We start from the raw sequence: 12,317 nt of genomic DNA, 5'->3' as shown, positions 1-12,317 counted from the left end.
GAACCGTGATTGCTATCGACGGTTTACTTTTTATGATTTACAATTGCGGCTACAAAGCTAACAAAAATTGGCTGTGGATTTGCAACCGTACTCTTATATTCTGGATGGTATTGCACCCCGATAAAAAACGGATGATTTTCCAACTCCACAATTTCAACCAAACCCGTATCTGGATTGATACCCGAACTAACTAATCCCTCATTTTGCAAGGCATCAGCATACTGATTGTTGTATTCAAAACGGTGACGGTGACGTTCCGTAATTTGGTCTTTGCCATAAATTTTATGGGCCAATGTGTCTAATTTTAGATTGCACTTCCAGGCACCCAAACGCATCGTACCGCCTTTATCGGTAACATTCTTCTGACTCTCCATGAGGTCGATTACAGGGTGGGGAGTTGCAGCATTCATTTCGGTTGAATTTGCATTTTCTAATTTCAAAACGTTGCGCGCATACTCAATTACCGCCATTTGCATTCCCAAACAAATTCCAAAAAATGGCAACTTTTGTTCACGGGCATAACGCACCGTTTCGATTTTACCTTCAATACCGCGTTCGCCAAAACCTGGAGCAACTAAAATACCGTCAATTCCTTTCAATTTATCTTTGACATTTGAAGCATCGATGTATTCAGAGTGAACACTAACAACATTTACTTTGGTTTCATTGGCAGCACCCGCATGAATTAGTGCTTCCAAAATCGATTTATACGAATCTTGCAACTCGACATATTTACCCACTAAACCAATGTTTATGGTGTGTTTTGGATTTTTATGGCGACTTAAAAATTCGTTCCATTGTTTTAAATCGGGAGCTGATTTTTCGGGTAACGCCAATTTTTTCAAAGCAACTACATCCAACCCCTCTTCCAACATGAGATTGGGAACCTCATAGATTGTTTTGGCATCAATCGATTGAATTACCGCTTCCTTTGTCACATTACAAAACAAAGCCAACTTTTGACGTAAATCGGAAGACAATTCGTGTTCGGTTCGGCATACCAAAATATCCGCTTTTATACCGCTTTCCATTAAAGTTTTTACAGAATGTTGTGTCGGTTTGGTTTTCAGCTCACCGGCAGCAGCCAAATAAGGTACTAGAGTTAGATGAATAACAATACTGTTATGCTCTCCTAATTCCCAAACCAATTGACGAACCGATTCAATGTAGGGTAACGATTCAATATCTCCAACGGTACCCCCTATTTCAGTAATTACAATATCAAAATCACCCGATTGACCCAACAACTGCATCCGTTCTTTAATTTCATTGGTGATATGCGGAACTACCTGTACCGTTTTTCCTAAAAACTCCCCACGGCGTTCTTTTTCAATGACCGATAAGTAAACCCGGCCTGTAGTAACATTATTCGCTTGTGAGGTAGGTACATTTAAAAACCGCTCGTAATGCCCTAAATCCAAATCGGTTTCTGCCCCATCATCGGTTACAAAACATTCTCCATGTTCATAGGGATTTAAGGTTCCAGGATCGACATTGATATAGGGATCAAATTTTTGGATCGTGGTGCGGTAACCTCGAGCTTGCAGTAGTTTTGCTAAAGAAGCCGCAATAATTCCTTTTCCTAGCGACGAAGTTACCCCGCCAGTGACAAAGATGTACTTTGTAGTATTCATTATGTAGTGTGTTGTGTTGTTGTAAAAATCGGGGCTAAATTACAAACTAATCTGTTATTTTAATTGGACTAAAGCTGAATTTATTTCCAATTACGCACCTATTTCGGATTCGTTTTTTGAATGTTGTGAATTAAATGTTCCATTCCATTCAATTTCAATTCGTAAACTAATTGCAACTGGGCGCCCAATTTTCCTTTTGGCAAACGATTATTTTGAAACCATACCACATAATATTCGGGTAAAGCAATCAAATAACTGCCTTTATATTTACCATAGGGCATTTTTGCATGCGCTAATTCAATCAAAAAAGCCTGATTATCTTTCATCATTTCCAATGAAAAACAATGTCTTTTTCAATATCGGGATGCAAACTATAAAATACAGGGCAAGTCATAGCAGTGCGTTCCAACACTGTCTTTATTTTTTCATCGGGATCTAGAGGCATTGAGAAAACAACCTGAATAGCAACAATACGTCGTGGATCAGTTCCCATAACTTTAGTAACCTCAGCAGTAGCACCCGAAAAATCCACACCCAAATCACGTGCTTTAATCCCCATAACGGTAAACATGCAGCTCGCTAATGCATTTGCAACTGTATCTGTAGGAGAAAAAGCTTCTCCTTTTCCATTGTTATCGACTGGTGCATCCGATAAAATAACACTCCCAGATTGAATATGCGTTGAAGAGGTACGCAAATCACCTAAATAGGTAACTTTTGATGTGATCATTAATTTGCCTGTTTAATCGTTAAATCGGTATCGTAGTAAAGAATATAAATTCCATTATTGGTATAGCCACCAGCGACTTTTTTAGCATAATCAAATTTATTTTCTATATGTTCTGTTACTTCATCTAAAGTTTCTTCAAACGCTTTGTCTTGGGCCAATCGAACGAGCGTATCAAAGGTTAAATCAAATCCGCGGATGGCATATTGATTGGGGAAAACTTTATTTTTCTTACGATACGCGAGTTCAAACTGACGGGCCGAATTGGAATCGTTTTCACGGGTAACTGAGGGATACATTAACTTTAACTTAGTCAGTCGTTCAATCGGAATCTCCTCATAGTCCAATGTTTCATTAGGCTCTAAAATCACCAATTGGACGGGATAATCTTTTTGAGCTGCAATCATTGCCGCGGTGGTTGTCATTACAGCCCCCGTTTTTTCCGTGGCCAAAATCACATAATTCATTCGGTTTTTAACAAAATGTTTTTTAATACTATCGGCAATTACCAAACCTTTATCAGAAACCCCTACAATTTTGACTCCATCATAGTAGTCCCGCAAATAGTCGCGCATGGATTGTTTTTTTGGCGAAACAATAGCGATGATATTTCCATTTTTGGATTGCAAATAATTTAACATGGCTGCTTTTGTAGCATCAGGCAATGGAGTGGATTGAAATAAATTAGGAAAGCCTTTTCCCTCTTCACGTGATAAAGGTGAAATTACCGGAATATTTTTAGACTCCAAAGCCATTGCAACCCGCTCTAAATTCACCTGATAAAAGGGTCCGATAACCGCATTGGTATTTGAAAAATCTTCATTTTTAATATAATCCAAGGCAACCGTAGAATTTCGCGATTCTTGAGAATCATAAATGCGAATATTAACATTCATTCCCATTGCTTTAGCCGAATCTATAGCCATCATTGCACCCGAATAAAAATCCAAAGTCAAATTCAAAAACTTATCCTTTTTCAGTCGCTCTGCTACTCCAGTTACCGTATCATTTTGTATACGAGAGGCATTAAATGGAAGAAACAACACCACTTCTTTTCTTTTCTGACGGGATATCGATTGGGATAAATCTTTTATTCCTGCATCTAAACGCTCTTTAACAAAAGAAATTTGATCGGGAATTTTAAGTACCATCCCTTCTTGTAATCCCGCTTTCAATTCGGGATTCATCCGAATCAATGCCGCTTCGGATAAACCCAATTTTTTCGATAAACTGTATAGGGTTTCATCGGCTTTTACCAGATATTCTAAAGTTGCACCTCGCTTTTCTTGCGCTGGTTTTTCGGAGGATTTTATCTGCCCATTTTTAATTTTTAAAACGGCTCCTATTGGTAATCCATCTTTGATGTTTGGGTTTTGTGCTTCCAGTTCATCGACGGAAATACCATACCCATTAGCAATGCCAAATTTAGTTTCTTGTGCTTTTACAATATAGGTAATTTCTGAGGTTGAGGCAGCTGGAATCAAAGCTGGAGCTGTCGAAGGTTTAGGAACTGTAACCCCTTTTTTTAGAGCTAAAACCTGTCCAACTTTAAGTCCATTTACAGCTAATGTTGGATTAAGTGCTTCTAAGGTGCCTTTCTCTAAACCATATTTTTTAGCGATGCTAAATAGCGTTTCTTTCGCCAATACGGTATGGGTATTAGGAACCGTAATTTTAACTGCTACTGCGGTCTGAGGTGAATTTTGGGTTGATTTTACAGGAGTTTTTGGAAAGACTGCATTAGGAGGAATAACCAAAAGCATATTCGGTTGAATTCCATTCCTTGCATCTGGATTTACCTTATAAATGTCATAAGGAGTGACTTGGTACTTTTGAGCAATCGAAACGACCGTTTCACCCTTTGATACGGTATGCTTTTTCGTTTGCGCTGTAACCGTCAAAGAAACCAAAACCAATAGCCCTAAAACAACTCTTTTCAGCATAATTTTATTTTTAGGAAGGTTTATACTATTCCCATTCAATAGTGGCGGGAGGTTTTGAACTGATATCATAAACCACACGGTTTACCCCTTTCACCTTATTGATGATTTCATTGGAAATTTTCATTAAAAAATCATAAGGCAAATGTACCCAATCTGCGGTCATCCCATCGGTAGACTCCACAGCACGTAAAGCAACTACCTTTTCGTAAGTACGTTCATCACCCATAACTCCAACACTATTAACCGGGAGCAAAATCGCACCCGCTTGCCACACTTTATTATACAAACCATGCGTTTTCAAACCATCAATAAAAATAGCATCTACCTCTTGCAAAATACGCACTTTTTCGGGGGTAATATCCCCTAAGATTCGAATTGACAATCCGGGTCCTGGAAATGGATGCCTTCCTAACAACTCAGGATCAATTCCAAGGGTAGCACCTACACGGCGAACTTCATCTTTAAATAACATCCGTAGCGGCTCCACAATTTGTAATTTCATAAAATCGGGCAATCCCCCAACATTGTGATGGGACTTAATGGTAGCCGATGGTCCTTTAACCGATACCGATTCAATAACATCGGGGTAAATTGTACCTTGAGCCAGCCATTTAACATCCGTCAATTGATTGGCTTCATCATCAAATACTTCAATGAATACCCGACCAATCGTTTTTCGCTTTGTCTCGGGATCACTAATCCCTTCTAATTCAGACAAAAAACGTGCCGAAGCATCTACCCCTTTTACATTGAGCCCCATTCCTTGGTATTGCTTCAATACATTTTCAAACTCATTTTTACGGAGTAACCCGTTATTAACAAAGATGCAATACAAATTTGCACCTATCGCTTTATTTAAAAGTACCGCGGCTACCGTAGAATCAACTCCACCTGACAAACCGAGTACAACTTTATCATTCTTTACTTGTTCCCGAATTCCTTCTACACATTCTTCAACAAAAGCATTGGGGGTGAACGTTTGTGGAACTTCAGCGATTTTAACTAAAAAATTAGCCAACAATTGTTTACCATCCGTTGAGTGATATACTTCTGGATGGAATTGTATTGCATACGTTTTTTCGCCCACAATTCGATAAGCGGCATTTTCAACATCTTTAGTACTTGCCAAACGCACTCCATTGGTAGGCAATTGTTTGATCGTATCGCTATGGCTCATCCATACTTGCGAATTCAGCGCAATCTCTTCAAAAAAATCGTCTTCATCATTGATGTACGTTAAATTGGCCCGGCCGTATTCACGAATAGCACTTGGTGCCACTTCACCACCATTAAAATGCGCTAAATATTGAGCACCATAGCACACTGCTAACAGGGGCAATTTACCTCGAATTTGAGTCAAGTCCGGATGGGGCGCATCATCTGCACGAACAGAATATGGACTACCAGAAAGAATGACCGCTTTATAGCTTGAGAGGTCGCTTGGAATTTGATTAAATGGGAAGATTTCACAAAAAATATTGAGTTCGCGAACCCTTCGTGCAATTAACTGAGTGTATTGCGAGCCAAAATCTAAAATAAGTACGTTGTGTTGCATATATAGTTGTGTTGCCTTAGTTTTAAAAAAAGATGAATTCATTCCTTAAAACGCATGCAAAATTAGACATTTTATGCCGTATTCTCGCACTGGAACTAGCTAAAAAAATAATTTTTATCAACCGATACAGGTTGGTTTTTACCCTAATTACAGACGAAACCAATGGATACCCCACACAATAGTTCGGGCTGTCTCGTTGACCACTTTAGTTTCCAACAAGTGATAACTTTGGGATAATTCGATTACAATTTCTTCTTTTAAATTGTATAACGAAACGATAAGTGTTGCATTGGGATTGGCAAATTGTACAAAATGCGCCACCAAAGCATTGCGATTATCCAAATAATACAAAACTTCATTAAATAGGATAACATCATACATTCCATTGGGTGTAAATGCATGTAAATCGGCTACTTTAAAATTTGCTTTGGGATATTTTTTTGCTTTTGCCTTTAAAATAGCCGTATGCGATAAATCGACTCCAAGGTAATCGGAATAGGAATCGGGGGTTAAATAATCCAATAAAGCACCATAGCCACAACCCAAATCCAAAATACGTGGTTGTGCAATTCCTGTTTTTTTGATAAAATCTACAATAGTTTCATAGCGCTCGGTTTCTTTTCCCATAGCATTCCATTTGCCGATGGCATATTTATAATTCCAAGTAAATCGCTTTCGAAACCATTTTAGTTTATTTTTCCAAGATCGTTGTAGCATTGCTCTATTCGTTTTTTCAAATATATCGTATTTAATTGGAACAATTTAAATTCTTTTATTTAAAGCATTCATAGGAGGGATAAACGTTATAAATTGATTCATCTCTTGAATACTGTGGGATTTATAAAAAAATAGTACCTTGGTCGTTACGATTAACACTACCACTTTACGTAAGTTATTTTTATGAAAACACTAATTTATATTGGACTTGGCGGGGCCATTGGCAGTATTTTACGTTATCTAACGAGTATTGGGATTCAAAAAAAAGTTGCAATTTCATTTCCACTTGCCACGTTTCTAACCAACGGGATTGGTTGTTTACTAATGGGTTTAATTGTGGGTTATTTAACTAAAAATGCGTTAATAGAATCCAATTTGAAATGGTTTTTAGTAACCGGATTTTGTGGTGGCTATACTACTTTTTCCGCTTTTAGCCTGGAGAATATTCAATTGATACAACAACACCAATGGGCTACTGCTTTGATTTACTCCTTGGGAAGTGTAGGAATAGGAATCGCTGCTGTTTATCTTGGCTTGTGGTTATCCCAAAACTAATCGTCTAATCATCTGAATTCCTCTTTTATTTCGTAAAATTTAGTACCTTCGCAACCTATGAATGAAAAAGAATTCCAGGAATTAAAAGCATTGTTGGCGCAACCCAAAAAAATTGCCATAATCCCACACCGTAATCCCGATGGAGATGCTATGGGATCAACTTTAGGACTTTCCTATTTTCTAAGAAAAATGGGACACGAAACCCAAGTTATTTCGCCTAATGATTTTCCCGATTTTTTAGCTTGGCTTCCCGGTAGTAATGAAGTGATGATCTATGAAAACGACCGCCACGAAATAGCCCGTTTTTTGGAATCACAAGAACTTATATTTACGCTCGACTTTAATACCTTGTCGCGCACAGGTGAAATGGAATATGTACTGGATTCGATAACCGCTCCAAAAGTCATGATCGACCATCATGAATTGCCCGGAACCTATGCAAACTATGTCTTTTCTGATACTTCCTTTGGTTCCACTTGTGAAATGATCTATCATTTTATAGCCAATTTAGATAAAAAAGATTTACTTGATAAAACAATTGCTACGTGTTTATATACAGGGATTATGACCGATTCTGGACAATTTCGTTATCCTAAAACCACAGGAACAACCCACCGTATTGTAGCTGATTTAATCGACTTAGGTGTACCCAATACCGAAATACCCACGTTGCTTTTTGATAACAACTCCTACGACCGCCTGCAATTGATGGGACGTGCTTTGCAAAATTTAAAAGTTCTTCCAGAATATCATACCTCGTATACTACGTTAAGTCAAGAAGAATTAACGCATTTTAATCATGTAAAAGGCGACACTGAAGGTATTGTTAATTATGGATTGACTATAAAAGGCATACATTTTACGGCAATTTTTATCGAAAATAAGGATGAAGGTATTATCAAAATCTCATTCCGATCGCAAGGCACTTTTGATGTAAACCAATTTGCACGTAAGTATTTTTATGGTGGTGGACATATCAATGCTGCCGGAGGGAAATCAACCGATACACTAGAAAACACCATCTTGCGTTTTGAACAACTCGTTAAAGAAATTCAACCTTAAATTTACGGTATGAAAAAAATTAAGCTCCCCATAATCGCTTTTGCATTACTTTTCTTTTCACTGCTTTCGTGTCAACAACAACAAGCACGTCGCCCTGTTTCGCATTCTTCAGGAGCTTTTATGAAGGCTTCGGTTGAACGGAATAAAAAATTAATTCGAAAAGAAGAAACCAAAATAGACTCGATCATTAAAAACAACAAGGGTATTCAGTACATTGCTTCAAAAAAAGGCTACTGGTACTATTATGAAAATAAAAACTCCACCGACACACTTCACCCCAAAAAAGGAGATATAGCCTATTTCGATTATGAAATAAAAGATTTAGATGGAAAAGTAATTTATTCCGATCTGGAACTAAAAGGGCAAACCTATCGTGTGGATAAACAAACTATTATTACCGGACTCCAACATGGCTTGAAATTGATGCGAAAAAATGAAACCGTTACTTTTTTATTCCCCTCGCACTTGGCCTATGGGTACCACGGAGACGACCGAAGAATTGGCACCAACGAACCCATCATCTGCCGCGTAACGCTTACTGATTTCCGACCCGAAAACAAATAAAACTTACTATGAAAACACGATTTGGGATACTACTCGCACTAATCACAATTGGACTAAGCGGCTGTAAAAATGAACATGCCGACTTAAAAGACGGTATTTACGCCGAAATTGAAACCGACAAAGGGACAATAATCGCTTCATTGGATTATCAAAAAGCACCTGTAACGGTAGCCAATTTTATCACGTTAGCCGAAGGGACCAATCCATTTGTACGTGAAGCGTTGAAAGAGAAAAATGTTTATGATAATACGCGCTGGCATCGTGTGATTTCAAAAAACAACGGCGATGCCGAGGATTTTATGATTCAAGGGGGTGATCCGGATGGAACCGGTTCTGGTGATGCAGGGTATAAATTTAAAGACGAATTTTCTGATCTAAAGTTTGACCAAGGCGGATTATTAGCGATGGCCAATTCAGGTGCTGCCACCAATAGCAGTCAATTTTTTATCACGATTGTTCCTACTCCATGGCTTGATAATAAACATACGATTTTTGGAAAAGTTATTGGAAAGGGCATGGATGTAGTAAATTCTATTAAGCAATTTGATAAAATTATTGCGGTTACCATTATTCGCAATGGGGAAGATGCCAAAAAATTTGATGCGGTTAAAGTATTTTCCAATTACTTTAAAGTTGAAGCTGAACGTCAAAAAAAACAAGCGACAATTGACAAAGCCAATTTAAAGGTTTATCAAGCAGAGCAACAAGCTTATTTTCAATCTATACGATCAAAAGCAATTACAACTAAAAGTGGTTTGGCCTACTTTATTGTAACTCCAAGCAAAGGTGAAAAACCGAAATTAGGAGATGCCGTAAGTGTTCATTATTCGGGATTTTTCGAAAATGGCAAGTTATTTGATACCAGCAATCGGGAAACCGCACGCAAATTTGGTCAATATAACGCCCAAAAAGACGCGATGCAAGCCTATGCACCTCTTCCTTTAAAAGTGGGAGACAATTCAGCTGCAATTCCTGGATTTACAGAAGGTGTTGGATTATTAAAATACGGTGAAAAAGCGGTATTATTCATTCCTTCAAAATTGGCCTATGGTGAAAGTGGTGCCGGTGATGTAATTCCACCAAATACCGATATACTATTTGAAATACAAGTTGATAAACCTTAATATTAAATTGACAATTACCATGAAAATGATGTTAAAATGGATTGGAATATTCCTATTGAGTACCGGATTATTGCAAGCACAAGCGCCTAAAAAAACTGCACCGAAAACAACTAAAGTCGCCGTAAAAGCGAGCTCTACCCCAACTAAAGCGGCTACTACCGCAGCAAAAGAGGGATTATTTGCAGAAATTCAAACACCAAAAGGAAAAATGCTTTTGGAATTGTATTACCAAAAAACACCGATTACTGTTGCCAATTTTGTGGCTCTCGCGGAAGGTACGCATCCTTTTGTTTCTGAAAATTACAAAGGAAAAAAATTCTATGACGGTTTATTATTTCACCGTGTGATTAAAGATTTCATGATTCAAGGGGGTGATCCACTGGGCAACGGTTCGGGCGGACCTGGTTATGCATTTAAGGATGAAATCACGGAAGACACATTCACAGGACCTGGTATTTTGGCTATGGCTAATGCTGGTCCGAAGACCAATGGATCCCAATTTTTTATCACCCATAAAGAAACGAGTTGGCTAAATGGTAAACATACCATTTTTGGTAAAATCATAACAGGTCAAGATGTTGTGAATGCAATTGTTCAAAATGATGCAATTCAAACAATTACGATTATGCGTAATGGTGCAGCAGCCAAAGCCTTTGACGCGCCGAAGGTATTTGCAGACTATTATAATGCAATTGCTGCCGAAGAACAAAAAGCAGAAGCTGCGCGTCAAGCTGCGAATGCAGTAGTGCTCAAAGAATTTACTGAAAAGGGTAACGTAACTCCAAGTGGTCTTCGCTATATTGTTTTACAAGAAGGAACGGGTGAAAAACCGTTAGCAACAAGCAATGTAAAGGTACACTATACCGGTATGCTTACCGATGGAAAGATTTTTGACAGTAGCGTACAACGCGGGCAACCGATTGATTTTGGTTTGAATCAGGTTATTAAAGGTTGGACTGAAGGAGTACAATTAATGCCCGAAGGTTCAAAATACAAATTTTACATTCCCTATCAACTGGCCTATGGTGATCGTGGTGCTGGTGGGGTAATACCTCCTAAAGCCGATTTGATTTTTGAAGTTGAATTGTTAAAAATCAACACCAAATAATACCTAGAGGCAGTCATTTACGGCTGCCTTTTTAAATTTTATACTTTAAATCGCCATAGAAAAGCATCGGTAACCTCATCAATCATGGCTCCAATTTCGACACGAATTACTTCACCATATTCTGATTGGAGCGTCAACCAATTGGATTCGTTAAAATGATTGGTAACGGAATCAAAATCCTCTCTTTCCCATGATTTAAAAGGTAAAACTTCTAGAATTTCATCCAAGGGTTTACCAATTACAGTATGCCCCAGTAGCGTAGCCTGCTTATTTGATGTAATTGCATAGCCCAATCGAAATGCTTCGTCGGCGTAGAACGTCAACCGTAATTTATGGGCCGAATATAAATAAATTATATTTTCATCTTCATCCCGATACTGGCGATCAGGTGCTCCCAAAATAGATTCTACCTGTTGGGTTTGCATTCCGAACAACAAACCGGCGATGCCATTTTTTGGATCTATTATCATTCCTTAATATTGAAATGTTCCGTAAGGAGATTGAATTGTTAATTTTTTAGTTTCGGATGCTTCTACCCTACCGATTTGTTGTGCTTCTATTCCAAAACGCTTAGCAATTGCAATTACTGTATCAACGATTTCGGGTTGTACATACAGTTCCATTCGGTGTCCACAATTGAATACTTGATACATTTCTTTCCAATCGGTTTTGGATTGTTCTTGAATTAACTGAAACAAAGGCGGGACTGGAAATAGATTGTCTTTAATCACATGAACCTTATCGACAAAATGCAGGACTTTTGTTTGAGCTCCTCCACTGCAGTGTACCATCCCGTTTATTTGCTGCGATCCAATGGTTTCTATAATCGCTTTTATAACTGGCGCATAAGTTCGGGTTGGTGATAGCACTAATTTTCCAGCATTCAGCGGAGATCCTGAAACAGTATCGGTTAAGCCAACAGTACCAGAATAAACCAATTCATCGGGTACAGCAGGATCATAACTTTCGGGAAATAGTGTTGTTAAATCATGGGAGAACACATCATGCCGGGCCGAAGTGAGTCCGTTACTACCCATTCCACCGTTGTATTCCTTTTCATACGTTGCCTGTCCAAAGCTCGCCAAACCTACAATTACATTACCCGGTTGAATATTGGCATTATCGATTACTTCATTCCGTTTCATTCGAGCGGTAACCGTTGAATCAACGATAATGGTTCGCACCAAGTCCCCTACATCGGCTGTTTCTCCCCCAGTAGAATGGATGGTAACGCCATACTGCCGCAATTCATCAATCAATTCTTCCGTTCCATTGATAATTGCAGCAATAACCTCTCCGGGTATTAAATTTTTATTTCGGCCTATTGT

At 38.4% G+C, this 12,317-nt stretch carries 13 protein-coding genes; 5 read left to right on the top strand and 8 right to left on the bottom strand.

The genetic code is table 11. The annotated features are described in order from the left end of the window. Positions 1 to 23 precede the first annotated feature (23 nt). The 6 genes from Q0039_RS08050 to Q0039_RS08025 form a co-directional block, all read right to left on the bottom strand. A complete protein-coding gene (locus Q0039_RS08050; protein WP_297511495.1) occupies positions 24 to 1,634 on the bottom strand; it encodes a CTP synthase in 1,611 nt (536 codons plus the stop codon). Positions 1,635 to 1,732: 98 nt separating this feature from the next. After that, positions 1,733 to 1,960, bottom strand: coding sequence for a DUF3820 family protein (locus tag Q0039_RS08045; RefSeq protein ID WP_297511493.1), 228 nt, complete (start codon positions 1,958 to 1,960; stop codon positions 1,733 to 1,735). Beyond that, on the bottom strand, positions 1,960 to 2,361 hold the full coding sequence (locus tag Q0039_RS08040; RefSeq protein ID WP_297511562.1) for an OsmC family protein: 402 nt from the start codon (positions 2,359 to 2,361) through the stop codon (positions 1,960 to 1,962). Before Q0039_RS08040 ends, Q0039_RS08045 begins: the two co-directional genes overlap by 1 nt. Positions 2,362 to 2,363: 2 nt before the next feature. Continuing rightward, positions 2,364 to 4,304, bottom strand: coding sequence for a LysM peptidoglycan-binding domain-containing protein (locus Q0039_RS08035; protein WP_297511491.1), 1,941 nt, complete (start codon positions 4,302 to 4,304; stop codon positions 2,364 to 2,366). A 25-nt stretch (positions 4,305 to 4,329) separates the two neighbouring features. Next, positions 4,330 to 5,859, bottom strand: a complete 1,530-nt coding sequence (gene guaA / locus Q0039_RS08030) for a glutamine-hydrolyzing GMP synthase (RefSeq protein ID WP_297511489.1) — start codon at positions 5,857 to 5,859, stop codon at positions 4,330 to 4,332. Between the two features lie 147 nt (positions 5,860 to 6,006). Further along, the gene (locus tag Q0039_RS08025) at positions 6,007 to 6,576 is read right to left on the bottom strand and encodes a methyltransferase domain-containing protein (protein ID WP_297511487.1); all 570 of its coding nucleotides are present in this window, start codon (positions 6,574 to 6,576) and stop codon (positions 6,007 to 6,009) included. A gap of 183 nt (positions 6,577 to 6,759) precedes the next feature. On the opposite strand from Q0039_RS08025, the gene crcB reads away from it, so the two are divergent. The 5 genes from crcB to Q0039_RS08000 are packed head-to-tail and all read left to right on the top strand — an operon-like array spanning position 6,760 to position 10,989. Beyond that, positions 6,760 to 7,131, top strand: a complete 372-nt coding sequence (gene crcB / locus Q0039_RS08020; protein WP_297511485.1) for a fluoride efflux transporter CrcB — start codon at positions 6,760 to 6,762, stop codon at positions 7,129 to 7,131. A 57-nt stretch (positions 7,132 to 7,188) separates the two neighbouring features. Further along, complete coding sequence (locus Q0039_RS08015) at positions 7,189 to 8,193, top strand: bifunctional oligoribonuclease/PAP phosphatase NrnA (protein WP_297511483.1); 1,005 nt, start codon at positions 7,189 to 7,191, stop codon at positions 8,191 to 8,193. A 9-nt stretch (positions 8,194 to 8,202) separates the two neighbouring features. Further along, positions 8,203 to 8,757 (top strand): gliding motility-associated peptidyl-prolyl isomerase GldI, encoded by a 555-nt coding sequence (gene gldI, locus Q0039_RS08010; RefSeq protein ID WP_297511481.1) that lies wholly within the window; start codon positions 8,203 to 8,205, stop codon positions 8,755 to 8,757. A gap of 8 nt (positions 8,758 to 8,765) precedes the next feature. Further along, positions 8,766 to 9,881, top strand: coding sequence for a peptidylprolyl isomerase (locus Q0039_RS08005; protein ID WP_297511479.1), 1,116 nt, complete (start codon positions 8,766 to 8,768; stop codon positions 9,879 to 9,881). 25 nt (positions 9,882 to 9,906) lie between these two features. Continuing rightward, entirely contained in the window at positions 9,907 to 10,989 is a 1,083-nt protein-coding gene (locus tag Q0039_RS08000) for a peptidylprolyl isomerase (RefSeq protein WP_297511477.1), read from the top strand. A 38-nt stretch (positions 10,990 to 11,027) separates the two neighbouring features. Here the strand turns inward: Q0039_RS08000 and Q0039_RS07995 are convergent, their stop codons facing one another. Both Q0039_RS07995 and Q0039_RS07990 read right to left on the bottom strand, forming a co-directional pair. Further along, positions 11,028 to 11,459: a hypothetical protein gene (locus tag Q0039_RS07995; protein ID WP_297511475.1), complete on the bottom strand. Its 432-nt coding sequence runs from the start codon at positions 11,457 to 11,459 to the stop codon at positions 11,028 to 11,030. 3 nt (positions 11,460 to 11,462) lie between these two features. Continuing rightward, the coding region (locus tag Q0039_RS07990) for an AIR synthase-related protein (protein WP_297511472.1) at positions 11,463 to 12,317 on the bottom strand (855 nt) is incomplete at its 5' end.

Origin of the sequence: Flavobacterium sp. (assembly GCF_027484945.1) — a bacterium.
Classification (GTDB): domain Bacteria; phylum Bacteroidota; class Bacteroidia; order Flavobacteriales; family Flavobacteriaceae; genus Flavobacterium.
The sequence above is the reverse complement of the archived record's forward strand: the minus strand, read 5'-3'. Positions and strand labels throughout refer to the sequence as shown.